The 25479-nt window shown below is 62.5% G+C and carries 23 protein-coding genes; 8 read left to right on the top strand and 15 right to left on the bottom strand.

Going from position 1 to position 25479, the window contains the following annotated elements; genetic code table 11:
- Window positions 1–144: 144 nt before the first annotated feature.
- The 9 genes from ACWNZ1_RS08000 to pedF form a co-directional block, all read right to left on the bottom strand.
- On the bottom strand, window positions 145–1515 hold the full coding sequence (locus ACWNZ1_RS08000; protein ID WP_456027546.1) for a hybrid sensor histidine kinase/response regulator: 1371 nt from the start codon (window positions 1513–1515) through the stop codon (window positions 145–147).
- Entirely contained in the window at window positions 1499–2662 is a 1164-nt protein-coding gene (gene ercA, locus ACWNZ1_RS07995) for an alcohol dehydrogenase-like regulatory protein ErcA (RefSeq protein WP_135845357.1), read from the bottom strand. The genes ACWNZ1_RS08000 and ercA overlap by 17 nt, the downstream gene beginning before the upstream one ends.
- A gap of 112 nt (window positions 2663–2774) precedes the next feature.
- Window positions 2775–2846 (bottom strand): pyrroloquinoline quinone precursor peptide PqqA, encoded by a 72-nt coding sequence (pqqA, locus tag ACWNZ1_RS07990; RefSeq protein WP_003253598.1) that lies wholly within the window; start codon window positions 2844–2846, stop codon window positions 2775–2777.
- Window positions 2847–3093: 247 nt separating this feature from the next.
- Window positions 3094–4614 carry an acetaldehyde dehydrogenase ExaC gene (exaC, locus tag ACWNZ1_RS07985; protein WP_135845356.1) on the bottom strand — a complete coding sequence of 507 codons (1521 nt, stop codon included), beginning with the start codon at window positions 4612–4614 and terminating at the stop codon, window positions 3094–3096.
- A 268-nt stretch (window positions 4615–4882) separates the two neighbouring features.
- Window positions 4883–6658: a PQQ-dependent methanol/ethanol family dehydrogenase gene (locus ACWNZ1_RS07980; RefSeq protein WP_135845355.1), complete on the bottom strand. Its 1776-nt coding sequence runs from the start codon at window positions 6656–6658 to the stop codon at window positions 4883–4885.
- 181 nt (window positions 6659–6839) lie between these two features.
- Window positions 6840–7775, bottom strand: coding sequence for a quinoprotein relay system zinc metallohydrolase 1 (locus ACWNZ1_RS07975; RefSeq protein ID WP_135845353.1), 936 nt, complete (start codon window positions 7773–7775; stop codon window positions 6840–6842).
- Between the two features lie 16 nt (window positions 7776–7791).
- Complete coding sequence (locus ACWNZ1_RS07970) at window positions 7792–8550, bottom strand: quinoprotein dehydrogenase-associated SoxYZ-like carrier (protein ID WP_256452833.1); 759 nt, start codon at window positions 8548–8550, stop codon at window positions 7792–7794.
- 10 nt (window positions 8551–8560) lie between these two features.
- Complete coding sequence (locus ACWNZ1_RS07965; protein ID WP_135845351.1) at window positions 8561–9436, bottom strand: substrate-binding periplasmic protein; 876 nt, start codon at window positions 9434–9436, stop codon at window positions 8561–8563.
- A gap of 5 nt (window positions 9437–9441) precedes the next feature.
- A complete protein-coding gene (gene pedF / locus ACWNZ1_RS07960; RefSeq protein ID WP_135845350.1) occupies window positions 9442–9903 on the bottom strand; it encodes a cytochrome c-550 PedF in 462 nt (153 codons plus the stop codon).
- A gap of 252 nt (window positions 9904–10155) precedes the next feature.
- Here pedF and exaA point away from each other — a divergent pair, with 252 nt between their 5' ends.
- The gene (gene exaA / locus ACWNZ1_RS07955) at window positions 10156–12021 is read left to right on the top strand and encodes a quinoprotein ethanol dehydrogenase (RefSeq protein ID WP_135845349.1); all 1866 of its coding nucleotides are present in this window, start codon (window positions 10156–10158) and stop codon (window positions 12019–12021) included.
- Window positions 12022–12157: 136 nt separating this feature from the next.
- Window positions 12158–12802, top strand: a complete 645-nt coding sequence (locus ACWNZ1_RS07950) for a pentapeptide repeat-containing protein (RefSeq protein ID WP_135845348.1) — start codon at window positions 12158–12160, stop codon at window positions 12800–12802.
- 29 nt (window positions 12803–12831) lie between these two features.
- Here the strand turns inward: ACWNZ1_RS07950 and ACWNZ1_RS07945 are convergent, their stop codons facing one another.
- Genes ACWNZ1_RS07945 through ACWNZ1_RS07935 form a run of 3 tightly spaced genes read right to left on the bottom strand, consistent with a single transcriptional unit; the run spans window position 12832 to window position 14869 of the window.
- The gene (locus tag ACWNZ1_RS07945) at window positions 12832–13470 is read right to left on the bottom strand and encodes a response regulator (protein WP_265073082.1); all 639 of its coding nucleotides are present in this window, start codon (window positions 13468–13470) and stop codon (window positions 12832–12834) included.
- The gene (locus ACWNZ1_RS07940; RefSeq protein WP_135845346.1) at window positions 13470–14726 is read right to left on the bottom strand and encodes a HAMP domain-containing sensor histidine kinase; all 1257 of its coding nucleotides are present in this window, start codon (window positions 14724–14726) and stop codon (window positions 13470–13472) included. The genes ACWNZ1_RS07945 and ACWNZ1_RS07940 overlap by 1 nt, the downstream gene beginning before the upstream one ends.
- Window positions 14727–14728: 2 nt before the next feature.
- Complete coding sequence (locus ACWNZ1_RS07935; protein WP_158296354.1) at window positions 14729–14869, bottom strand: hypothetical protein; 141 nt, start codon at window positions 14867–14869, stop codon at window positions 14729–14731.
- A gap of 155 nt (window positions 14870–15024) precedes the next feature.
- Between ACWNZ1_RS07935 and ACWNZ1_RS07930 the strand changes: the two genes are divergently transcribed.
- The 6 genes from ACWNZ1_RS07930 (at window position 15025) to ACWNZ1_RS07905 (ending at window position 20157) form a co-directional block, all read left to right on the top strand.
- The gene (locus ACWNZ1_RS07930) at window positions 15025–16209 is read left to right on the top strand and encodes an ABC transporter substrate-binding protein (protein WP_256452830.1); all 1185 of its coding nucleotides are present in this window, start codon (window positions 15025–15027) and stop codon (window positions 16207–16209) included.
- Window positions 16210–16236: 27 nt separating this feature from the next.
- The gene (locus ACWNZ1_RS07925; RefSeq protein WP_135845344.1) at window positions 16237–17223 is read left to right on the top strand and encodes a YVTN family beta-propeller repeat protein; all 987 of its coding nucleotides are present in this window, start codon (window positions 16237–16239) and stop codon (window positions 17221–17223) included.
- The gene (locus ACWNZ1_RS07920) at window positions 17220–17951 is read left to right on the top strand and encodes an ABC transporter ATP-binding protein (protein ID WP_135845343.1); all 732 of its coding nucleotides are present in this window, start codon (window positions 17220–17222) and stop codon (window positions 17949–17951) included. Before ACWNZ1_RS07925 ends, ACWNZ1_RS07920 begins: the two co-directional genes overlap by 4 nt.
- Window positions 17948–18739: an ABC transporter permease gene (locus ACWNZ1_RS07915; RefSeq protein WP_135845342.1), complete on the top strand. Its 792-nt coding sequence runs from the start codon at window positions 17948–17950 to the stop codon at window positions 18737–18739. The genes ACWNZ1_RS07920 and ACWNZ1_RS07915 overlap by 4 nt, the downstream gene beginning before the upstream one ends.
- Window positions 18740–18903: 164 nt before the next feature.
- Window positions 18904–19437 carry a PQQ-dependent catabolism-associated CXXCW motif protein gene (locus tag ACWNZ1_RS07910; protein ID WP_135845341.1) on the top strand — a complete coding sequence of 178 codons (534 nt, stop codon included), beginning with the start codon at window positions 18904–18906 and terminating at the stop codon, window positions 19435–19437.
- Between the two features lie 54 nt (window positions 19438–19491).
- Window positions 19492–20157 (top strand): response regulator transcription factor, encoded by a 666-nt coding sequence (locus tag ACWNZ1_RS07905; RefSeq protein ID WP_135845340.1) that lies wholly within the window; start codon window positions 19492–19494, stop codon window positions 20155–20157.
- A 118-nt stretch (window positions 20158–20275) separates the two neighbouring features.
- Here the strand turns inward: ACWNZ1_RS07905 and nahK are convergent, their stop codons facing one another.
- The 3 genes from nahK to ACWNZ1_RS07890 all read right to left on the bottom strand — a co-directional run bounded on the left by nahK (window position 20276) and on the right by ACWNZ1_RS07890 (window position 25402).
- Window positions 20276–22918, bottom strand: a complete 2643-nt coding sequence (gene nahK, locus ACWNZ1_RS07900) for a hybrid sensor histidine kinase/response regulator NahK/ErcS' (RefSeq protein WP_135845339.1) — start codon at window positions 22916–22918, stop codon at window positions 20276–20278.
- The gene (gene nosP / locus ACWNZ1_RS07895) at window positions 22848–24011 is read right to left on the bottom strand and encodes a nitric oxide-sensing protein NosP (protein WP_256452828.1); all 1164 of its coding nucleotides are present in this window, start codon (window positions 24009–24011) and stop codon (window positions 22848–22850) included. Before nosP ends, nahK begins: the two co-directional genes overlap by 71 nt.
- Before the next feature lie 206 nt (window positions 24012–24217).
- Window positions 24218–25402 carry a porin gene (locus ACWNZ1_RS07890; RefSeq protein ID WP_135845337.1) on the bottom strand — a complete coding sequence of 395 codons (1185 nt, stop codon included), beginning with the start codon at window positions 25400–25402 and terminating at the stop codon, window positions 24218–24220.
- Window positions 25403–25479 lie beyond the last annotated feature (77 nt).

Here is a 25479-nt window from a genome sequence, read left to right as displayed (position 1 = left end):
GCTCGGATGAGAGTTCGTGTTCATGCAAGGCCAGGAATGAGAATCCCTGCCAAACGAGATCGGATAACATAACACGAAACAACTATCGCGAGCAGGCTCGCTCCCACAGGTTGGATGGGTTCAGGTGGATGAGTTTCAGGGTCGCTACCCGAGCACCTGGCTCAACACTGCCCGCAACTTGCCGGGCTTGACCGGTTTGTTCAGCAGCGGCGCATCCAGTTTGCGCAGGGCGCGGCGGCACTGGTCACTGCGGTCGGCGGTGATGATCACCGCCGGGATGGCCTGGTGGAAATGCTCGCGCAGGTGCTTGACCACTTCACAGCCCACCACCCCATGATCCAAGTGGAAATCCGCCAGGATCAGCTCCGGCGCACGGCCTTGCAGCACATCCAGGGCGCCTGCTTCATCGGTGGCGGTCAACACGTCGCAACCCCACTGCCCCAACAGCGCAGCCATGCTTTGCAGAATGCTCAGTTCATTGTCGATCACCAACAACCGGCGTCCCGGCAGCGGGTTGCCAGCGACCGCCTGTACCGGTATCTGCGGCACAGGCAAGGGCTTTTCAGCAGACAGCGGCACCTCGATGCTGAACACCGAGCCACGTCCCGGTCGGGAACGCACCTGGACTCGGTAACCGAGGATATGGGCGATGCGTTCGACAATCGCCAATCCCAGGCCCACACCCTTGCGATCCGCGGCCCGCCCGACGTCCAATTGATTGAACTCGAGGAATATCGACTCCAGGCAATCGGCCGCAATGCCACGCCCCGTGTCCCAGACTTCCAGGCTCAACCGCCCTCCCCGGCGCCGCGCAGCCAGGAGAATGCCGCCCTGGGCGGTGTAGCGGCAGGCATTGCTGAGCAGGTTGCGCAGGATGCGAGTCATCAGCCGCAGGTCAGTCATGATCGCTTCGTCGCCAAAGCGCACCCGCAACTCCAGCCCCGCGGCACTGGCCACCGATTGGAACTCGGAAGCCAGCGGCGCCAGCAACTCATCCAGTCGATACGGTGCCAGGTCCGGCTTGACGGCGGCCTGGTCCAGCCGGGAGATATCCAGCAAATCAGTGAGCAAGTCTTCGGCGCCTTCAAGGGCCTGATGGGTGCGTTCCACCAGGACCTGCTCGGAGGTCGGCAGCGTGCGCTCACGCAAGGTGGCGATCAGCAGGCGTGCGGCGTTGAGCGGTTGCAGCAAGTCGTGGCTGGCGGCGGCCAGGTATTTGTCCTTGCTACGGTTGGCCGCCTGCGCGGCATCCCGGGCGTCGCGCAACTGTTGCTCGACCAACTCGCGCTGGGCGATCTGTTGTTGCAGATTATGGTTGGCCTCCAGCAGCGCGTCGGTGCGCTCGGCCACTCGCTGTTCCAACTGGTCGTTGAGTTGTTGCAGGTGCTGCCGCGCCTGCTCCAGTTCATCGAGACGCGCCGCCAGTTCCGGATAATGGCTCTTGCGCGTCGAGTGATTGCCCAGCCCCAGCAGCCCGGCCAGGGCTTTTTGCTGCTCGTCAGAGGGCTTCGCCATAAACGACCTCGACATCCCGCTGACTCGACTCCCGAGGGTTGGTGAGGATGCAGGGATCGTGCATCGCGTGCTGCGACAGGAACGGGATATCCGAGGTGCTCACCCCGTGCAGGCCCAGGGTTTCGTGGAAACCGATGGTGTGCTTGAGGGCAATCAAATGCTCCACCAACCGGGTGCGGATCTGCCGGTGATTGAGCCCCCGGCAATCAATGCCCAGGGTCTCGGCAATCACCTTGAAACGCTCCGGCGCCGAGTTGTAGTTGAACGCCACCACATGCTCCACCAGTACCGCGTTGCACAAGCCATGGGGCAAATCCAGGAAGCCGCCCAGGCTGTGGGACATCGCATGCACCGCGCCGAGGATCGCGTTGGAGAACGCCAACCCGGCCTGCATGCTGCCGAGCATGATCTTTTCCCGCAGGGCGACGTCCGCCGGGTTGGCGATCATCTGCACCAGGTTGCCATTGATCAGCCGCATCGCCTCCAGCGCATGGGGGTCGGTGAGCGGGCCGTGACCGGTGGATACGAACGCCTCGATGGCGTGTACCAGCGCGTCGATGCCGGTACAGGCCGACAGGAACGGGTCCATGCTCAGGGTCGTTTCCGGGTCGATCAGCGACACGTCCGGCACCGCCGCCTTGCTGACGATGGAGAATTTCATGCGTTCTTGCTGGTTGGAGATGATCACGAACTGCGACACGTCGGCCGAAGTCCCGGCCGTGGTGGGAATCAGGATCAGCGGCGGGCTGGGCATGTACAGCATGTCCACGCCTTCGAATTCGAGGATATTGCGACCATGGGCGACGACGATGCCAATGGCCTTGCCGCAGTCCATCGGACTGCCGCCACCCACCGCAACGATGACGTCGCAGTGGTTTTCCCGGTACAGGTCCGCACCCAGCATCACTTCCTCGACCCGGGGATTGGGCGAGACCGCGCTGTAGATACAGTAATCAATAGCCTGGGCCTGGAGGCTGGCCTCGACATCGGCCACCCATCCGGCAGCGATCACGCCGGGATCGGTGACGATCAGCACCTTGCGCGCGCCGAACGTCTTGGCGTAATTGCCAACATTGTGCCGGCAACCGGCACCGAACATGATTTCGGGGGAAACGAACTTGCGCAGCGGACTGAGACTCTGGCTCATCGGTAAGCCTGTTCTTATTGTCTTGGGATCCCCTGAGCCTAAAGCATCCCACCGTGATTGCAATCAGACCAAATGGTGAGCCCGGCCTGAACGCATCAGGCCGGGCCTGCCCTTATCGGTTGGCGAAGTACATCGTCACTTCAAAGCCAATACGCAGGTCGGTAAACGCGGGTTTAGTCCACATGGGTCTTTCCTCTTCTTGTACCGGGCAATTCCGGCAAGGTCATTAATGCACGCCGTGCCCAGGGCTCGAATGCTACTTTCGAAGCGGTGGGTGGGGTGCGTTGGTAGCAATGTTTGGCCTGCACACATCCAACAATGTGGGAACGGGCTTGCTCGCGAAGACGGTGGATCAGACACTGATCGAGTGACTGTTCCGCCGCTTTCGCGAGCAAGCCCGCTCCCACATTGGGTTTTGCGGTGTTGCTGGGTTAGAAGAACCCCAGCGGATTGATGTCATAGCTCACCAGCAGGTTCTTGGTCTGCTGGTAGTGATCGAGCATCATCTTGTGGGTTTCGCGGCCGACGCCGGACTTCTTGTAGCCACCGAACGCGGCATGGGCCGGGTACAGGTGGTAGCAGTTGGTCCAGACGCGACCGGCCTTGATCGCCCGGCCCATGCGGTAGGCGCGGTTGATGTCGCGGGTCCAGAGGCCGGCGCCAAGGCCGAACTCGGTATCGTTGGCGATTGCCAGCGCTTCGGCTTCGTCCTTGAAGGTGGTCACGCCCACCACCGGGCCGAAGATTTCTTCCTGGAACACACGCATTTTGTTGTGGCCCTTGAGCAGGGTCGGCTGGATGTAATAGCCGCCCGACAAATCACCCTCAAGTCGCTCGGCCGCACCGCCGGTGAGCAGCTCGGCGCCCTCTTCCCGGGCAATCTCCAGGTACGAAAGAATCTTGTCGTACTGTTGCTCGGAGGCCTGGGCGCCGACCATGGTTTCAGTGTCCAGCGGGTCGCCGCGCTTGATCTTGGCGATCTTCTTCATGACCACGGCCATGAACGATTCGTAGATCGACTCCTGCACCAACGCCCGAGACGGACAGGTGCAGACTTCGCCCTGGTTGAAGAATGCCAGCACCAGGCCTTCGGCGGCTTTTTCAATGAAGGCCGGCTCGGCTTGCATGATGTCTTCGAAGAAGATGTTCGGCGACTTGCCGCCCAACTCGACGGTGGACGGAATGATGTTTTCGGCTGCACATTTCATGATGTGCGAACCGATCGGTGTCGAGCCGGTAAAGGCGATCTTGGCGATGCGTTTACTGGTGGCCAGGGCTTCACCGGCTTCGCGACCGAAGCCATGGACGATGTTCAACACCCCGGCGGGCAGCAGGTCGGCGATCAGCTCAATGAACACCGTGATCGACAGCGGTGTCTGCTCCGCTGGTTTGAGCACGATGCAGTTGCCAGCGGCCAGGGCCGGGGCGAGCTTCCAAGCGGCCATCAGCAGCGGAAAGTTCCACGGGATGATCTGCCCGACCACGCCCAGCGGCTCATGGAAGTGATACGCCGTGGTCAGCTCGTTGATCTCGGCGGCCCCGCCCTCTTGGGCGCGGATGCAACCGGCGAAGTAACGGAAATGATCGGCCGACAGCGGCACGTCGGCATTGAGGGTTTCGCGTACGGCCTTGCCGTTGTCCCAGGTTTCGCTGACGGCAAGGATTTCCAGGTTCTGTTCGATACGGTCGGCGATTTTCAGCAGTACCAGGGAGCGGTCCTGGGCCGAGGTCTTGCCCCAGGCGTCGGCGGCGGCATGGGCGGCATCCAGGGCCTTGTCGATGTCGGCGGCACTGGAGCGCGGGAATTGGGCGATGACTTCGCCGTTGACCGGGGATGTGTTGGTGAAATACTCGCCATTGACCGGTGCGACGAATTCGCCGCCGATGAAATTGCCATAGCGCGGCTTGAAGGAAACGACGGCGCCTGGGGTTCCGGGTTGTGCGTAGATCATGATGGGCCTCTGCCTGGTCGATGCCTGTCGCGGGACAGGCGATAGACCGATGGTAGAGAGCCGCGCATGCCGGACGAATGCGTCATTGGCAGGGGGGCTCTCGTTATTTGGTCGTAGGTTTCAAGCGATAGGCGCAAGTTCAAGGCCAGCGCAAGCCCTTGTGGCGAGGGAGCTTGCTCCCGCTGGAGTGCGCAGCACTCCCCGCTTTCGGCGACTGCTTCGCCGCCGAGCGGGAGCAAGCTCCCTCGCCACAGTTTTCGACAAGCTTTTAGCGCTTGGCCACCAACTCTTTCGGCAACTTGAAGGTCCAGAGCATCCCGCCCTGATTGAAGTCCTTCACGCGCTTGGCCACTTCGCCACCCCACAACGGCACCGCGCCGCCCCAGCCAGAGACCACGGAGACGTATTGCTCGCCGTCCATTTCCCAAGTGATGGGCGAACCGAGCACGCCGGAACCGGTCTGGAACTCCCAGACTTTTTCCCCGGTCTTGGCATTGAAGGCCTGCAGGAAACCTTCAGGCGTGCCGGTGAACACCAGGTTGCCCTTGGTGGTCAGCACCCCGCCCCACAGCGGCGCGAAGTTCTTGTGGCGCCAGACTTCCTTACCCGTCTTCGGATCGATGGCCCGCAGCACGCCGATGTAATCCTCGTTCAGCGGCTTGATGGTGAAACCGGCCCCCAGGAACGCCGCGCCTTTCTTGTAGGCGATGCCTTCGTTCCAGATGTCCATGCCCCATTCATTGGATGGCACGTAGAACAACCCGGTGTCCTGGTTGTAAGCCATGGGCATCCAGTTTTTTGCGCCGAGGAAGGCCGGTGCGACGAACACCGAACTGCCCTTGGCTTCACTGCCCGGTGCACCCGGACGGCTGGCGTCGTTGTAGATCGGCCGCCCGTCCTTATCCAGGCCAGTGGCCCAGGTGATCTTGTCGACAAACGGAAAACCGCGGATGAACTTGCCGTTGGTGCGATCGAGCACGTAGAAGAAGCCGTTGCGGTCGGCGGTGGCCGCGGCCTTGATGTCTTTGCCACCTTCCTTGTAGTTGAACGAGATCAGTTCGTTGACGCCGTCATAGTCCCAGCCGTCGTGAGGCGTGCTCTGGAAGTGCCATTTGATGCTGCCGTCGTCCGGGTTCAGGGCCAGGCGCGACGAGGAATAGAGGTTGTCGCCAGGACGCAGGTGGGAGTTCCATGGCGCCGGGTTACCGGTACCGAACAGCAGCAGATTGGTTTCCGGATCGTAGTAACCGCCCAGCCAAGGTGCCGCGCCGCCGGTTTTCCAGAGATCACCGGGCCAGGTCTTGCCGGCTTCGCCGCCGGAAATGCCATTCTCGACGGCCTTGCCGTCCTTGTAGACGTAGCCCATGTGACCTTCAACAGTCGGGCGGGTCCAGAGCAGTTCGCCGTTCTTCGGATCGTAGGCGCTGATCTGCCCCACTACGCCAAACTCGCCACCGGCTACCCCGGTGATCAGCTTGCCGTTGATGACCATCGGCGCGGCACTGATGGAATAACCTTCCTTGTGGTCGGCGACTTTCTTGCTCCAGACCACTTTGCCGGTGTCCTTGTTCAGGGCCACCAACTTCGCATCGAGGGTGCCGAAGAACACCAGGTCGCCATACAACGCCACGCCCCGGTTGATCACGTCGCAGCAAGGGCGGATGTCATCCGGCAGGCGCGCATCGTACTGCCACAGCTTCTTGCCGGTGCGCGCATCCACCGCGAACACCCGGGAATAGGAACCGGTGAGGTACATCACCCCGTCCTTGATCATCGGCTGGGCTTGCTGGCCACGCTGCTTTTCGCCGCCGAAGGAAAACGCCCAGACCGGGCGCAGGTCCTTGACGTTATTGACATTGAGGGTATCGAGCGGGCTGTAGCGTTGGCCCTGAACCCCCAGGCCGTTGGTCACGACCTGTTGCGGGTTTTTCGGATCCTGGAGAATTTCCTGATCGGTCACGGCGGCCAGGGCCGAACCGGACAGCAGCATGGCACTGAGCAGCAGGCTCACGGCGAACGGTTGGCGACGTGCGGGATGACTCATGACGGCTACCTCTGCGGTTATTGTTATACCCGGGAAATTTTCCCGGTCTGTCGCAGATTCTTGGGCCAGGGGCCGCCGGCAACAATTGCCCGCTGTGTTGAGTTTTCTAGTTCCTTGGTACATGTGGGGAGTCGTTGCACCCACCCTTGCAGCAAGCTCCCTCGCCACGGGACAGCTTGAATCATTCGGGTTTGGTGTCCACCCGCTTCATCCCCGCTCGCTCGTAACGTGGATAGAGATGGCTGACACTTCGAATCAACTCATACCGGCTCAAGCTGATCCCGGCAAAGCGCTCGGGGATGGGGCTGCGGATCATCTCGGCCATGTCGTCGCCACGGGCGGCGCCGTCGCGCATCAGTTGGTCGAGCCAGCCCAGGTAATCGCGCATCTGCAAGAAAGGCCGGGCATCGGTCGCGACCGGGCCGTGGCCGGGGACGATCTGCTTCCAGGGCAAGGCTTGCAGGGTGTCGAGGTCTTTGAGCCACACCTCAAGGCCCGGGCTGTTGGGGGTGGTCAGGGCTCGCTCGTAGAACACCAGGTCCCCGGCGAACAGCACGCCGGTGGTTTCATCGAGAATCGCCAGGTCGGCGCCAGTGTGCCCGGCCAGTTGCAGCAGACGCAGCGAATGATTGCCCACCTTCAGCGTCCCAGGCACCAGCACCTGGGTCGGCAAGACCACCTCGGTGCCGCGCATCCAGTCGCCCACCAGTCGGTACATGTTTTCCGCCAGTGCATCGCCCTGTTGCCGCAGCAGGTCGGTGGTGCCCGCCAAGGCGCCGATGGGTACATTGCTGAAGGCTTGGTTGCCCAACACATGGTCGGGGTGGTGATGGGTCAGCATGACCTGGATCACCGGCTTATCCGTGGTCGCCGCGATGGCCTGGCGCAGCGCCTCGCCGTAACGCTTCGAGGGCCCGGTGTCGATCACCACCACACCGGCATCGGTGACGATGAACGCGGTGTTGACGATGTTGCCGCCGTTGGCCTTGGCAAAATTCTCAGTGCTGCCTTCCAGCAGCCAGGTGCCCTCGGCGATCTGCCGGGGCTTGAGTGAATAGTCCGTCGCGGCCCAGGTCGGCCAGCACAGGCTCATGAAGATCAGCAACAACCAGCGCATGGCGCGCTCCTTGTGGTCAGGGGATCGCCGCCTCGAACGTGTTGCCGCTGTTGTCGCGCAGCAACAGGCGGGTCTGCCCGGGGCCTTGTATGTCGAAGCCCAGGTTGGGGTTTTCGCTGACCGCCGGAAACAGCTCCAGATGCGCCAGCACCTTGCCGTCGGCATCCAGTAACTGGGCCTGGTTGAGGAAAAATTCGGGGATCCCGCTCACCAGGCCGTTATCCATCGGATGGGCCACCTGCAAGCGCAGGCGATTGGTATCGCCCCGGGGGTAACGGGCGCCGAGTACCTCACCCAAGTGTTCCTCCCACCCTGGCTGAGTGCGCACCACACTCGGCGCGGTACAGCCGCCCCCTGCCGCGTCGATCAGCGTCGATCCGACGTGCCACAGGCCGTCACGGGTTTGCACGGCGGCGCGCAACGGCGTGGCTTGCTCGATCCGGATGCGGATCGACAACCAGGGCAACACACGATCCCCCGGCCGGAAATCCACGATCTTCGGCAGCGGATTCAGTTCGGCCCAGGCCAGCACCCGCACCACGTCACCGGCGAAGGCCCGGGCATCGATTTCCAGCGGCACCTGGCGCGCATCTTCAGCAAAGGGTGGCGCCAGCAACCGGACCCGCTCGTCGAACACGAACGGCGCGTCGCCCAGCAGTTGCTTGTGATAGAAGGCCCACATTACCGAGGGCACCGGATCCTTGCCCGGCTCGACGGCCGCCAACGCAACCATTGGCAGACCGCACCACAGCAGGCACCACACGGGCCATTTCATCCCTGCGCTCCTATTGATACATCTCGGGCACTTCGTAACGCAGGCCGTAATGGGCATAGACCGTCTTGACGCTGCCATCGCGGATCAAGCCTTCCAGGGCTTCTTCCACCGCATAGGCCAACTGCCGGTTGCTTTCATGCACCGCCATGCCGATTTCCCAACGTTGCTTGCCCATGTTCGGGTAGGCATTTTCCGCCAGCGCCAGTTGCGGATCGGCAGCTTCGTGCACTTGCCAGTCGATCTCCCCACGCATGGCCATGACTGCGTCGACTTCCCCCGCCTGCATGGCGTTGAAAGCCTGGCTGACACCGGGGTAATGGTGGGTCTTGGTCCTGAGCATGCCGTTGAATACCGAACTCAGGTAGAACGACGGTACGCTGTCGACTTCAACGCCAATGGGGTGTTGCTGGAACACTGCGACGCTGCCCACTGAATCCAGCCGGCGGCGGTCATACGCCACCTGCCAGCATTCCTGCTGATAAGGCCCGAACATCACCACCTGGGCGTTTGCCAGTTCGCCGACGTCATTGCGCTTTTGCACGTAGTCGTGATCGTAAGGCACACGCATCATCAGGTCGGCCAACTGCCGGTCGTGCAACGGACTGCTGCGCCAGATGTAATCGCGCAGGTCATCGTCAAGCTTCTCGCCGGGTGGCGCCCAGACCAATTGCAGGCGCACACCCAGTGCCTTGGCCAAGGCTTGGGCCAATTCAACGTCCACCCCCCTGGGCTGGCCGTGATCTTCGAAACTGTAGGGCGCGAAATCCTTATAGACCGCCACCTTCAACTCCCCGGCGGCGATCATCTGATCGTAGCTGCGCACCTGCGCCTGCACCGCCTGGCCACACAGCAGCAGACTGCAGATTACCCACGCGAACAGGCGCATGGCGCTCACTCCTCGACGTGCACGCTGTCGAGATAGGTACGCACCGCCCACAAGGCTTCCTGGCTCAGGTAGTCGGCCATTTTCGGCATGTACACCCGACCGTCGCGCACCGCACCGTGCCGCACGCGTTCGACGAACCATTCATCCCCGGCTTCAGCCGCGTCGAGCATGCGCAGGTCCGGCGCGATACCACCAGACTTGGCCTCCAGACCATGGCACGCCGCGCAGTTCTGGTTGTAGGCCGAGGCGCCGATTTCCACGGCCTTGTCACGCTCGGGCGAACTGCGATAGGGGTTCTGGGCTGCCCAACCGTCGCCGTCCAGCGGCAGGTTGGTGTCCTTGATCGGGGTCAGCCCCTTGGTTTCCACTGCCTGGGGCACTACGTTGCCATGGGCCCACACGGAGCCCGAGCCGGCCAGCCCCATCAGCAGTGCGGTAGCGATGATGGCGTTGCGTTTTGTTGTCATTGTTATGCCCTCTCAGATTGCACGCAGGGCCTCTGTGAAGAAGCCGTGCCGTCATCTTAGGAACCCCCTGGCGCCAGCCGAATGCTGCTTTGGTGGCCGCGCTCTACTCCCTTGGTAGCGGGTCATCCGGCGCGGGTCGCAAAGACAGGCGGTTCGGGAAGTCTTCCCGGCAAGGGCGGGACTTTTTCCGTATCGGCCAGGCCCGGCGCAACCCAACCTAGTCGGGCCAAAACCTCACTGGGAATGCCCACCATGACAATAAAAACGCTACCCGCCCTCTCCGCCCTGACCATCGCCTTGCTGCTGGCCGGCAGCCTGTCGCTGAGCCCCTTGGCCAACGCCGCAGCGCCAGGAGTCAGTTGGGAAGACATCGCCAACGACCACCTGACCACCCGGGATGTCTTGCAATACGGCATGGGCACCAACGCCCAGCGCTGGAGCCCGCTGGCCCAGGTCAATGACAAGAATGTGTTCAAGCTCACACCGGCCTGGTCCTACTCGTTCGGCGACGAGAAGCAGCGTGGCCAGGAATCCCAAGCCATCGTCAGCGACGGCGTGGTGTACGTCACCGGCTCGTACTCGCGGGTGTTCGCCCTCGACGCCAAGACCGGTAAACGCTTGTGGACCTACAGCCATCGCCTGCCGGACAACATTCGCCCATGCTGCGACGTGGTCAATCGTGGCGCGGCCATTTACGGCGACAAGATCTACTTCGGTACTCTGGACGCGCGCGTGGTCGCCCTGGATAAAAACACCGGCAAGGTGGTGTGGAACAAGAAGTTCGGCGACCACGCCGGCGGCTACACCATGACCGGCGCCCCGGTGCTGATCAAGGACAAGACCAGCGGCAAGGTGCTGTTGATCCATGGCAGCTCCGGCGACGAGTTCGGGGTGGTCGGGCAGTTGTTCGCCCGCGACCCGGACACTGGTGAAGAAGTCTGGATGCGCCCCTTCGTCGAAGGCCACATGGGCCGCCTCAATGGCAAAGACAGCACCCCGACCGGGGACGTCAAGGCACCGTCCTGGCCTGACGACAAGACCACCGAGACCGGCAAGGTCGAAGCCTGGAGCCATGGCGGCGGCGCGCCTTGGCAGAGCGCCAGTTTCGACCCCGAGACCAACACCATCATCGTCGGCGCGGGCAACCCAGGCCCTTGGAACACCTGGGCCCGCACAGCCAAGGACGGCAACCCCCACGATTACGACAGCCTCTACACCTCAGGCCAGGTCGGCGTCGATCCGAGCACCGGTGAAGTGAAGTGGTTCTACCAACACACGCCTAACGATGCCTGGGACTTCTCCGGCAACAACGAGCTGGTGCTGTTCGACTACAAGGACAAGGACGGCAAGGTGGTCAAGGCCACCGCCCACGCGGACCGCAACGGTTTCTTCTATGTGGTGGACCGCAACAACGGCAAGCTGCAGAACGCCTTCCCTTTCGTCGACAACATCACCTGGGCCAGCCACATCGACCTGAAGACCGGTCGCCCGGTGGAAAACCCCGGTCAGCGTCCGGCCAAGCCATTGCCGGGTGAAACCAAGGGCAAGCCGGTGGAAGTCTCGCCACCATTTCTCGGCGGCAAGAACTGGAACCCCATGGCCTACAGCCAGGATACCGGGCTGTTCTACGTCCCTGGCAACCAGTGGAAAGAGGAATACTGGACCGAAGAAGTGAACTACAAGAAGGGCTCGGCCTACCTGGGCATGGGCTTTCGCATCAAACGCATGTACGACGATCACGTCGGCAGCTTGCGGGCGATGAACCCCACCACCGGCAAGGTGGTCTGGGAGCATAAGGAGCCGCTGCCGCTCTGGGCCGGTGTGCTGGCGACCAAAGGCAACCTGGTGTTCACCGGCACCGGCGACGGTTTCTTCAAGGCCTTCGACGCCAAGACCGGCCAGGAACTGTGGAAATTCCAGACCGGCAGCGGCATCGTCTCCCCGCCCATCACCTGGGAACAGGACGGTGAGCAGTACATCGGCGTAACCGTCGGCTACGGCGGCGCCGTGCCGTTGTGGGGGGGCGACATGGCCGAACTGACCAAACCCGTGGCCCAGGGCGGCTCGTTCTGGGTGTTCAAGATTCCGAGTTGGGATAAGGCAACGGCGCAGAAATAGCCTCTGAGCCCAAACACAATCCCCTGTGGGAGCGAGCTTGCTCGCGATAGCGTGCTGTCAGCCAACATCAATGCCAGCTGAACCGGCGCAATCGCGAGCAAGCTCGCCCCCACATTAGCTGCCCGAGTGTCCTGCCATGAACTATCTGCCGCTTGTATTGCTCACGATCATCGCCCATGCCAACGCCGACGACACCGAAACACCGCTGACCATCAACGGCTGCATCATCGCCGAATCCAGCCAATGCCCTGGCGCCGACCTGCGCGGCGCAAAACTGGCCAACCAGGACCTGCGCAAGATGAACCTCAGCGGTGCCGACCTGCGCGATGCCGACTTGCGTCACGCGCGGCTGGACCTGGCCAATCTGGAAAAAGCCCGCCTGCAAAGCGCCAACCTGACCCGTGCCAGCCTGCAACAGAGCAATCTGCGCTTGGCAGACTTCACTGGCGCCACGCTCAAGGCGATCCAGGGTTGGGGCCTGTTCGCCCAGGGCGCGCAGTTCCAGCGGGCCGACCTGAGCGCTGCGTACCTTCAGTTCGCTCGCCTGTCCGGTGCTCGTTTGCACAATGCCAACCTGCAGGCCGCCGACCTGGAAATGGCCTGGCTGAGCAAGGCAGACCTCAAGGGCGCCGACCTGCGCGACGCCAACCTGCAGGAAGCCAAGCTCGGCGAAAGCAACCTGGAACAGGCCAATCTGAGCGGTTCACGCCAGCACTATGGGAATTTCCAGGGTGCGAATATGCAAGGCTGTACCGGATGCCCAACATCCTGGGATCAGTGAGGACCTGATCGTTCCTACGCTCCGTCATTTCAGCCAGCCACCCGCACCACCCCCATATCAATCCCCAGGTGCACCAGCTCGGCATGGGAGCTGACCTGCAACTTGCTCTTGAGCAGTGTGAGGTGGTTGGACACGGTCTTGGCGCTGATACACAGTTGTTCGGCGATGGTGCGTGCGGGGGTGCCCTTGGCGAGCATGACGAAAATCTCCAGCTCGCGTTGGGTCATGCATTGCAAGCGCGGGTCGGCGTTGTGCCGGGAGCTGGCGCAGGCCAGTTGCGTGGCCAGGGATTGTTCGATGTAGACATGCCCGGCCAACACTCGCCGCACCGCTTCCACCAGCACCTGGGGTGCCGAGTTCTTGGTCAGGTAACCCGCGGCACCGGCATCCAGCGCCTGGCGCACCAACGGCAGCTCATCGTGCATGCTGAAGAACAACACCCGCAGTTGCGGCAGGCGCTGGCGCAAGCGCCGGGTAGTTTCCAGGCCGCTGATACCGGGCAGGCCGAAGTCCATGATCACCAGGTGCGGCACCTGCTCCTGGACCAGGCTCAACGCCTCTTCGCCCGTGGCCGCTTCCCGGACTTGCAAGTCCGGCATCAGTGCCCGCAACAGACCGGCATAACCCTGCCGAACCACCGCATGGTCGTCCACCAACAAAATGTTCATCACGCCTCCAGAGGTATATTCAAGGCCAACGCCCAACCGGCGCCAGGCTGGCTGATGATGCGCAGTTCACCGCCCAGGCTGCGGGCCCTTTCAGCCATCGAGTGCAAGCCAACGCCAGCGCGTGCGGGTTGCGCCGCGCCACGGCCGTTGTCACGTACCAACAAGCGCAGGCGCCCGGCGCGGTGTTGCACGCGGATCCGCACCTCACTGGCGCCGGCATGCCGGGCAACGTTGGTCAGTGCTTCCTGCAACAAGCGATACAGATGAGTCTTGTCCGGCCCGGACAATGGCGGCAGCGCTTGGTCGATGTGCAGCTGACAGGCAATGCCCTGGGTCTCCTGCCATTGCTCGGCCAAGAGCCCGATGGCCTCGCACAATGGCAGGTGCTGCAACACCACCGGGTACAGGTCATGCACCAGCGCTCGAAAACCCTTCTGCAAATGCTCGCAATGCTCTTCGAGCTGGCTGACGGTCTGCTCCAACGCCGGCGGCTGGTCGATCACCAGGCGCAACAGGCAGGCGCGGGCGCGAATGCCGGCCACGTACTGGCCCAGGTCATCGTGCAGGGTCTGGGCCAGGCGAGTGCGCTCCTGTTCCTGCACGGCCAGCAAGGCCTGGGTCAGCCGGGTGTTATCAGCCTGGGACTGGGCCAGGGCGGCGGTCATGCGGTTGAAATGCCCCGCCAGTTGTTGCGCTTCGGGGACGCCTTCAGCCGGCAAATGCACCTGAAGGTTCCCGGCGGAGACCTGACGCAGCGCCTGCAGCAACTCATCCAGCAAGTACATGCCCCGACGCACCGCCCAGCGAATCACCAGCAAGCTGAGCAGCAGCGCGAAGGCGCATACGCCCAACAATTGCACCAATGAGTCGAAGACTTCCTCGATTTCATCCCGGGGATCGACGGCGATCAAGGCCCGCCGACCGTCCGGTAAATCCACCACCTGAGCGGCGGGGCCGTCATCCAGCAACCGCCGGCCAAGCCAGGCTTTCACCCCACTTTCGACATCCACCGGGAACAGTTCCCCCGGTGCCAGCCAACGGACGCGCACATGACGCAGGCTGCCGGTCAGCCGCTGCTGAAGACTGGCCGGGTCGCGCTCGGCGGTTTCGCGCAAGTAATGCACCACCGATTCGGCCGATTGCAGTTCGCGTTTCACATCGGCCATGGCCTGATGCAGCAACAAGACCGCGCAGGCCAGGGTGACCAGGGCGAAAAACGCCGTTACCCAGAGATTGATTCGCCAGAGAGCGGACATGGTTAGCGGCCTGTTTGCGGGCTGACACTCACTTCCTGTGGGAGCGGGTGTTTGCTGGTTTTGTGTTTACCGACCAACCGGTCAACCCCGATCAGACTCAGGATCAGCAGCAACGGCAGCAGCAGGGCTTTGAGAATCCGCACAGTCTGTCCGCTCCTGGTGAATGACGATTGCCTGCATCGTAAAACCCCAACTCCGGCGGTGGGTTACTACCTTGGTACTGGCCCGGCGGTACTTTCTGCATATTTCCCCGCGACCAAGGGCTTCCTATGCTGGCGCTACCCGCAATGGAGGTGGTATGCGCAGGCTTCTCAGTTACGCCTTGATCCCTCTGCTGGCGGTCGTCAGTGGTTGGCTGCCAAGCATCGTCCAGGCGGGCGACGAGGCGCCGTTGCAAGTGCGCATCGGCTATCTGGGGTATCGCCCCGACCCGGGGCCGCTGCTGTCCAACGTCATTGCCGAACCGGCCGACGCCGGCCTGCGCGGGGCTGAGCTGGCGATCATCGACAGCAACAGCACCGGACGCTTTCTCAAGCACGACTACCGCCTGGAAAGCGCCAGCGTCGACAGCCCCGAAGCGCTGCTTCAAGCCGCCCGCACCCAATATGACCAAGGCCTGCGGTTATTTGTGGTCAATGCCCCGGCCGCGAGCCTGCGCCAGCTCAGCGCCGCCCTGCCCGACAGCCTGCTGTTCAACGCCGGCAGCCCCGACGACAGCCTGCGCACCACCGACTGCCTGGGCAACGTGCTGCACAGCCTGCCCGACCGGGCCATGCTCGCCGATGCCCTGGTGCAGTTCAGCGTGGTGCGCAAGTGGCAGCGGGCCTTGCTGATCGTCGGCCAAACGCCCGAGGACCAGGCCTACGCCGCCGCGCTGCGCCGGGCCATGAAGCGCTTTGGTCTGAAGATCGTCGCGGAAAAAAACTGGCAATTGGACAACGACCAACGCCGCAGCGCCCAGGCCGACATGCCGCTGTTCACCCAAACCGCCGAGTACGACGTGGTGCTGGTCGCCGATGAACGTGGCGACTTCGGCGAATACGTGCCCTATCAAACCTGGTACCCACGCCCGGTGGCCGGCACGCAGGGGCTGACCCCCACCGGTTGGCACAAGACCGTGGAAACCTACGGCGCGGCGCAGTTGCAAAAGCGCTTCGAAGCCCTGGCCGGACGCTGGATGAATGACCGCGACTTCGCCGCCTGGATCGCCGTGCGCAGCATCGCCAGCGCCGTGGGCAAACTGCGCCAGGCCGAGCCGCTCGCCATTCGCCAACTGGCCCTCAGCGACCAGTTGCCGCTGGATGGCTTCAAGGGCCGCAAGCTCAGCTACCGGCCGTGGAACGGCCAACTGCGTCAACCGATTCCCCTGGTTCAACCCCGGGCACTGGTCAGCACCTCACCCCAGGACGGATTTCTGCACCCTTCCAATGAGATGGACAGCCTGGGCTACGACCAGCCCGAAGTGAGCTGCCGTTACCCCTGATCGATAACAACAATAAGGAAAACCGCCATGCGCCGCCTCCTCCGCCCGGCCCTGCTCTGCCAAACCCTCGCCCTCGGCGCTGCGCTGCTTGTCGCCGGCCCGGCCGCCGCCAGTATTGCCTGGGTCTCTAACGAGAAAGACAACAGCCTGAGCCTGATCGACATGCAAAGCCTGGAAGTCATCGACACCCTGGCGGTGGGCCAGCGCCCCCGAGGTTTGCTGCTGTCCCACGACAATCGCCTGCTGTACATCTGCGCCAGTGATTCAGACCGAGTCCAGGTGATGGACGTGGCTACCCGCAAGATCATCAAGGAACTGCCCTCCGGCAAAGACCCCGAGCAGTTCGCCCTGCACCCCAACGACCGCTGGCTCTACGTGTCCAACGAAGACGACGCCTTGGTCACGGTGATCGATACCCAGACCTCCGAAGTGCTGGGCCAGATCGGTGTGGGTGTCGAGCCCGAAGGCATGGCCGTCAGCCCCGATGGCAAGTGGGCGGTCAACACCAGTGAAACCACGAACATGCTGCACTGGATCGACACCAGCACCCAGACCTTGGCCGACAATACGCTGGTGGATCAGCGCCCACGTTTCGTTGAGTTCAGCCACGACGGGGCCCAACTGTGGGCATCGGCGGAGATCGGCGGTACCTTGACGATTCTCGACGTCGCCACGCGCAAGCCCCTCAAGACCCTGACATTCCAGATCAAAGGCGTGCACCCGGACAAAGTACAACCGGTGGGTATCAAGCTCAGCGCCGACGGCAAGCTTGCGTTTGTCGCCCTGGGCCCGGCCAATCATGTGGCGGTCATCGACGCCAAGACCTTTGAAGTGCTGGATTATCTGTTGGTGGGCCGCCGTGTCTGGCAACTGGCGTTCACCCCGGACCAACGCCAGCTACTGGCAACCAATGGCGTGAGCGGCGATGTCTCGGTGATCGACATCGAGCGTCGCAAAGTGCTCAAGTCGGTGAAGGTCGGGCGTTATCCCTGGGGCGTGGTGGTCACGCCATGAACGCACTACAAGTCAGTGACTTGAGCTTCGCCTACGGCGCGCGTGAAGCCCTCAAGCAGGTGAGCTTCGGCTTGCCCGTCGGGGGATTTGCTGCGCTGCTGGGCCCCAATGGGGCTGGCAAGTCGACACTGATTGCCCTGCTTACGCGCCTGTACGACGTGCAATGCGGCGACATTCTGGTCGGCGGTCATTCCCTGCAGAAATCACCACGAGCGGCGTTGCGCCAGTTGGGCGTGGTTTTCCAGCAGAGCACCCTGGACCTGGACCTGAGTGTCGAGCAGAACCTGCGTTATCACGTTGCATTGCATGGCTTGTCGCGACACCAAGGCAGCATTCGAATCGACGCCGAATTGGCCCGCCAGCACCTGACAGAGCGACGCCACGAGCGGGTGCGCGACCTCAACGGTGGCCATCGGCGCCGGGTGGAAATCGCCCGGGCCCTGTTGCATGAACCGCGCCTGTTGCTGCTGGACGAGCCCAGCGTCGGCCTGGATCCGGCCAGCCGCCTGGCCCTGGGGCTGCACGTGCGGCAACTGTGCCAGGAACACGGTATCAGCGTGCTGTGGACCACTCATCTGTTGGACGAAGTGCGGCCCAGCGACAACCTGTTGATTGTGCACCAGGGGCGGCTGGTCGCCAGTGGCCGCGCCGATGCCGTTAGCCTGGAACACGGCGGCAGCCTTGGCTCGGCCTTCACCCACTTGACCGCCTCGGGAGTCCATTCATGAGCGCGTACTGGCATTGTTTCAGTGGCATCGTGACGCGCGAATGGCTGCGCTTTGTGTTGCAACGCACGCGGTTGCTCAGTGCCCTGGTGCGGCCGCTGCTGTGGTTGCTGGTGTTCGCTGCCGGCTTTCGCGCAGCGCTGGGCATCGCCATCATCGCGCCCTATGACACCTACATTCCCTACGAGGTGTATATCGTGCCCGGACTGGCCTGCATGATCCTGCTGTTCAACGGCATGCAAGGTTCGCTGTCGATGGTCTACGACCGGGAAATGGGCAGCATGCGCGTGCTGTTGACCAGCCCCCTGCCCCGGGCTTTTCTGCTGGCAAGCAAGTTGTTGGCGACCTCGCTGATCTCGCTGTTGCAGGTCTACGCCTTTCTCGCGATTGCCTGGCTGTACGGCATCCAGCCGCCGACCATGGGCCTGTTGCTCGCCCTGCCGGCCCTGCTGCTGGTGGCCCTGATGCTCAGCGCCCTGGGTTTGTTGCTGTCCAACGCCATCCGGCAGTTGGAAAACTTCGCCGGGGTGATGAATTTCGTGATCTTCCCGATGTTCTTCCTGTCCTCGGCGCTGTACCCACTGTGGAAAATGCTCGAGGCCAGCCCCTGGCTGTATTGGCTGTGCGCGGTGAACCCATTCACCCACGGGGTGGAATTGGTGCGTTTTGCCTTGTATGAGCAGTTCAACCTGTTGGCGATGGCGGTGTGCGTAGGCTTGACCCTGGTGTTCGCGCTGCTGGCGGTGTGGACGTTCAATCCGCAGCATGCGGCGTTGCGTAAGGCGAACTGATCCAGCCCACACACGTCTTCCCTGGTGGATGGATTCCTGTGGGGGCTGTGCAGGATCCATCGTCTCAAATTACGACTTTAGTACTGGTTTTCCTGTCTATGGTCGCATTCACAAGACCTCGACCCTGGCATGTAATGGGCGCATAACAAAAAGGATAAATTCCTATGCCCCGTTTGCTGGCGATCATCTTGCTGGGCCTGGCGCTGAATGTCGCACAGGCCGACACCCCGCTGTTTTCCCCGCAGGGATACCGTATCGCCCTTTACCGTAGCCCGACACCCGTAGCGGTGGACGGCGCACGGACGCTCGACACACAAGCCTTGCAACAACTGCTCGGACAATCGCCGCGCCCGGTGCTGATCGACGTCTACCGTCGGCCCTGGGTCCAGGGACAGTTCATCGACAATGAGCCCCACGCCAACCTTCCCGGCAGCCTGTGGCTGGCCAATACCGGCGACGGTGATCTCGACCCGACCTGGCAGGAGTACTTCACCTATCATCTGCGCAAGGCCACCGCCGGGCGCGCGGATCAACCGCTGGTCTTCTATTGCCGCTCGGATTGCTGGTTGAGCTGGAACGCGGTAAAACGCGCCGCTGCCATGGGCTATAAGCATGTGTATTGGTATCGCGATGGCCTCGATGCCTGGGAGACGGCCAACCTGCCCCTGCAAGCGGCCCGGCCCGAACCCTTTCCCTGATTTGCAAGAAGTGCACGCAACAGCCCTGCCCATACAATAACGAGGTGAATGGCCATGTATAAAATCCTGATAGCCGACGATCACCCACTGTTTCGCGAAGCCATCCACAACGTCATCAGCGACGGTTTTCCTGGCAGCGAGGTGATGGAAACCGCCGACCTGGACAGCGCCCTGGCGCTGACCCGCGAGCACGACGACCTGGACCTGATCCTGCTGGACCTGAACATGCCTGGCATGCACGGCCTCAATGGCCTGATCAATCTGCGCAACGAGGCGCCAACCATCCCGGTGGTGATCGTCTCCGCCGAGCAGGACAAGCAGGTGGTCTTGCAGGCCATCACCTATGGCGCGGTGGGCTTCATCACCAAATCCTCTCCACGTTCGCAGATGACCGACGCCATCGAGCAGATTCTCAACGGCAACGTGTACCTGCCGCCCGACATCATTCGCACGCAAAAAAGCCCGATGGGCCGGCGCCTGAACGAAAACCCGAGCTTCCCACCGGAATTGCTCCAGGCCCTGACCCGCAAGCAGCTGCTGGTGCTTGAACGCATGACCAAAGGCGAGTCGAACAAGCAGATCGCCTATACGCTGGATATCGCCGAAACCACGGTCAAGGCCCACGTCTCGGCCATCCTGCGCAAACTCAATGTGCACAACCGGGTGCAGGCGATCCTCAGTGCCGGGGATATTGATTTCGGGGCTTATTTGCGGCGGTGAAAGGCACCACACCATAGCTGTGGGAGCAAAGCTTGCTCGCGATGAAGATGGCGCGGTCTTCCAGGGAACCGAGGCGCCTGTATCGCAAGCAAGCTTTGCTTCCACACAGCCGTTCGGCTTAATGGTTCTGGGACTGACCCAGCAAATGACTCATCGCAATCTTCAACTTCATCGGCCGCACTGGCTTGTGCATCAGGGTATGGCCCAGTTCGCGGATCTGCTGCTTGAGTTCGTTGCTGTAGTTGGCGGTGATCATCATGGCCGGGATCGCTGAAGTACGGCGGGCGTTGATCCGGGCCACGGCGTCGACACCGTTCTGCTCGTTGTCCAGGTGATAGTCGGCGATCAGCAGGTCCGCCTCGGCATGGTAGTTGTCCACCTGGCGGGCCAGGTCCTGCTCCGACAACGCGGTGACCACCCGGCAACCCCAGCCCTCCAACAAGGTCCGCATGCCTGCGCAGATCGCCGCGTCGTTATCCAGCACCCAGACCCGCGCTCCACGCAAGCGCTCGAGCATCGGTTCGCTCATGTCCAGGCACGGCAACGGCTTGGGCGCGGTGGCGCTGAGGGGCACTTCGATGGCGAACATCGAACCCTTGCCCGGCCATGAGCGAACCTGGATCCGGTGCCCGAGGATCCCGGCGATCTTCTCGACAATCGCCAGCCCCAAGCCCAAGCCTCGGTCCTGGTCCGGGCGCTGCACGTCGCCGCGCTTGAACTCCTGGAAAATTTCCTCCAGGCGGTTCTCGGCGATGCCTATGCCGCTGTCCCAGACCTGGATAGACAGCCGTTGCCCCTGCCGCCGGCATCCCAGCACTACCCGACCGCTATCGGTGTAGCGAATGGCATTGCTGAGCAGGTTGCGCAGGATCCGCGCCAACAACTGAATGTCGCTCCGGACCAGGGCCGAGCAAGGCACAAAGCGCAGTTCCAGCCCTTCGCTGCGGGCGACCTCGGCGTATTCGGCGGCCAGGTTGTCGAGCAATTCGCTGAGGGCGAACGGGGCAATATCGGCCTTGATCACCCCGGCGTCGAGCTTGGAAATGTCCACCAGGGTGCCCAGCAGGTTTTCCACGTCCTGCAGCGAATGGCTGACGTTGCGCACCAGTTGCGCGTTCGCCACCGGCTCGCGGCGCTCGAGCAAAGCGCTGGTGAACAGCCGCGCGGCGTTGAGCGGTTGCAACAGGTCGTGGCTGACGGCCGCGAGGAATTTGGTTTTCGACAGGTTGGCCTGCTCAGCCTCGCGCTTGGCCTCCCGCAGGCGCAATTCCGCGCGGCTGCGCTCGTCGATCTCGCGCAATAACTGATCGTTGAGAGTGGTGAGTTCGGCGGTGCGTTCCTGCACGCGTTGTTCCAGGTTCTGATAAGCCTGGTGCAAGGCTTCGGCGGTGCGGCGACGTTCGGTGATGTCGCGGATCAGCACGAAGATCCCCACCACCTCGCCATTGGCCAGCCGGTTGGGCACATAGGAACGCAACATGTAGCGTTCCTGGTTGTTGATGTTGGTTTCGGCGAACTCGAACGTCACGCTCTCACCGGCCAAGGCCCGGGCCACGTAGGCCTCCAGGCGTTGGTAATGCTGCTCGCTGTGGGCCTCGCGCAAGCTCTGGCCGAGCATCACGCCGCGCGGCCAGCAGTACCATTGTTCGTAGACCTTGTTGGTGAATTCGTAGACCAGATCGGCGTTGAGGTAGGCAATCAGCGCCGGCACATGGTCGGTGATCAGGCGGATCCAGCGCTCGCTTTCGCTCAGGGCCTCAGCGTGTTGGTAGCGCTCGGTGATGTCGGTGAAGGTGTTGACGTAACCGCCGGTGGGCAGCGGATGAGTGCGAATCTCCAGGACCCGGCCATCGGAGAGGCGCTGTTCGCATTCGTGAATCAGCCGCCCATTGCTGTCGCGACTGGCCGGGGTCAGCAGGTGCAGTTCGCTGTCGGCGATGACCTCGCTGAACGACCGATGGGCCGCCACCGGCGCCAGGCCACTGAGTTCCAGGAACCGCCGGTTCCACAGTTCCAGCACGCCTTGGGCGTTGACCATCGCCACGCCCTGGGACAGGTTGTCCACCGCCCGTTGCAACAAGTGGGATTTCTGCGCGATGGCCTGCTCGCGGCGCACGGTTTCGCTGAGCTTGACGTCGGTGATGTCGGTAAACAGGATCACCCGCCCGCCTTCCTGGGTCGGCCGCTCGCTGACTTGCAGCCAGCGACCGTTCTGCAAGCGGTACAACACATGCTCATCGGCCTGCCCACGGGGTTCTTCGCTGAACAAACCGTTGGCGGTCATCAAGCGCTTGACCTGCGACAGGCGCATCCCGGCGATGATGCGGACCCGGCTGTTGGCCCAGAACGCCTTGAAGCGGCTGTTGAACAGGACGATGCGTTGCTGCTCATCAAACAGCACAAATGCATCGGAAATGCTCTCGATGGCGTCGATCAAATGTCGATGGGCGGTTTCCGCCCGCAGCCGCGCCTCGCCCAGCAAGTGATTGCCGGCCTTGAGTTCGGCCATCGCCTGGTTTAGCGCGTCGGTGCGCTCGCGAACCTGCTCGGCCAATACCACCGAATGCTGGAACGCCGCATACGGGTCATTGCCCCGGGTCACGCCGGACTCCACCCGTTCGATCAGCGCAGCGTTGATCCGCCGCAGCTTGTTGTTTTCATGCTGCAGGCTGGCGATCTGCGCCTGCAGCTCAGCGATGGCCGGGGACGCGATGGCGGGCAATGGCAACTCCGGTGAAGGTCTGGTTGATGTGCATGCCATTGAACTGTTCTCCATAGGTGTTGAAACCCATCACCCGTTGTTCGCGCAGGAACTGGCCGATCTGCTCCAGGCCGCCACGGTCTTCCAGCTCCAGGCGTCGGAGGAAACAGTCACAGCCGATGGTCAGCAGCAAGTCGCCGAGGCGTGCCTGCAAGCCGTCGAACAGGTTTTGCAGGTTGTCCAGCAAGGGGCCCGGAGTCATCGCGGTAAGGACGATGCCGTTCTCCACCGCACAGTAGAAGCTCAGGCTCAGGTCCGGGTGCACCTGCTGGATGGCCCGCACGTAGTACTGGTCATTGATGCGCACCGCCAGCGGGTGGGCGGCGAAGACCCGATAGTCGAGTGCGCTCACCGGCACGCCGATGTGCCGGGCGTATTCCTCGGCGGCGGGCTCGGCGTTGAGTTCATAGACCCGTCGTGAAGCGCTGTCAGCGCCGGTCACCACCAGTTTTTCCTCTCGCGGCAGGATGTGATGGGTAGTGAACACTTCGAACTCCAGCCAGGTATTGATCAGCAGCACCACGGCCGCGCCGCTGTGGAACTGGCCTTCGAAGTACACATGGGTGTGGGTCAGGTAATTATCGTCACCGGCGGAACCGCCGAAATGCGGGATATCCCCGAGTGCGGCGCTCAAGGCGGCCAGGACCATTTCCTCGCGGCTGGACAGGCCGTCGAGCAGGGTCAAGGCGAAACTGTGGCCCTTGATCGGTGCCAGGGCGTTGCTGCGGCAACCGCTCGCCAATCGCTCGACCATTTGCTGGGCGTCGATCAGGCTGAAGTGTTCCATTTCGCCGATCAGCTCGGCGGCGATGGAAAAATGCCGGTGATCGAAGCCCACCGCCGTCACGCAGTTGCGGCCATAACCCAGGGTGGTGATTTCCCCGGCGCTGGTGCAACCCACCAGGCGAATCCCGCCGAAGCTTTGGGACAGCGCCTGGCCGAGGGCCGGTAAGTTGTATTCGGCGGAACAGAAGAACAGCACGAAGCCCAGGTGCGGGTGCAACAACTGTCGCGCCAGCTCCTGGGCCACCTGCTGGACGTCCGTGGCCTGGGACATGGCGCTCACCACACCTTCGCTCTGGGCCTTTAGCATCTTCGCCTCCGACGGGTGCGTGATAGGAACCTTGAGTGTACGAAGCCGCGTCCGCTCTACGAATGCTACTTGGGTAGCGGGTGGGGGCTCCCATGGGAGGAGAACAGTGGCGGCCCTGGCCGCGATGCGCACGGCTGGGGCCACCACAAAAACACTTCAGGCTTGCTCGGGAATGCTTTTTTGTGGCGAGGGATGGGGAATCGCCTTTACCAGGTCAACACCGCCCCCACCGCAAAGGTATCTGTGTCTTCATTCTGCGCGCTGGTGTCGTGACCGTTGATTTCGAACTGGTTGTATTCGGCCACGAGCTTGAGGTTGTCGTTGATGTCATGGAACAGCGCGATACCACGGGTTTCGTAATCGGCGCCGCTGCCCACCACGCCATTGCCGTCGTCCTCGGTCTTGCCGTAGGACAGCGCCAGGCGGTTCTTGCCCAGTTTATAAGAGCCCTGCAACAGGTAACCCGTGCTGTCGACGTTGCGCAACGTCGCTTCACCGGCGTTGTTAGTGAAGAACGGGTTGATGCCCTTGGCCTGGAACCCGGAACCGGTGAGTGACAGCCCGCCCATCTTCGCCTGGACGCCATAACCCAGGCCTTTGGAGGTGACCGATTCGACAGTGGAGTCGGTGTTGTCCGAGGTCTGGTAGCTGCCGTTGAGCCAGCTGTAGATCTTCGCCCCGGCGAGGTCGAACTGGTAGGTGATCTCACTCTCGGTGCGCGGGTTTTCCTGGTAGGCCTTGCCGGTGGCGCTGCTGTCGTTGGTGTCCACCGGATCCATGATGCCCACTGCGACTCGCAAGCCGTCCATCACCGGAGTGCGGTAAGTGATCTGCGAAGTCGGGAACGGATAAGGGTAGCCGCTGCCGATGTTGCCGAATGACACGCCACCGCCGTCCACCAGGCCCAAGGTGTCGCTGACCTGGCCGTAACCGGCCAACAGTTCATCGAGCAGGATGTTGGAGCGGGCGAACAGGCCGAAGTCCTTGCCGATCAACACCTCGCCCCACTCCGGGTTGGCGACGGTGCCGTAGAACTGCCGCACGTCGATGGCGGTGTCGGTGCCGTTGGTTTCGCTGTCGTTGATGGTCACCCAGAACGAGGCACGGGCGCCGAGCTTGAGGTCATCGACCTGCTTGCCCATGTTGAAGCCCAGGTAGTTGGGCAAGAAACCCATCTTGACCCGCGCCTGCCGACGGTCGAACTGCTCCCCTGCCCGGTCCACGTCGCTGTTGACGTAAAAGGCGTTGATGTAACCGTCAGTGGAGAAAGTGGTCTGGTCCTTGTCGTACAGCATGATTTCGGCCTGGGCCCAAGGCGTCAGGCCCAGGGTCGAAAGACCGGCGATGACCGCAGGTAAAAAACGTTGGCGGGTATTTTTATTGTTGTGCATGGCGCGCTCCGCAACAGGGGACTGGATGTCGGAGGCGATTATCGAAAGGCCACAGGCCGCGTCATACGCTGCCTTGG

The organism is Pseudomonas sp. CFBP 5748, from assembly GCF_053850495.1.
This window is presented reverse-complemented; position numbering and strand designations above follow the sequence as displayed.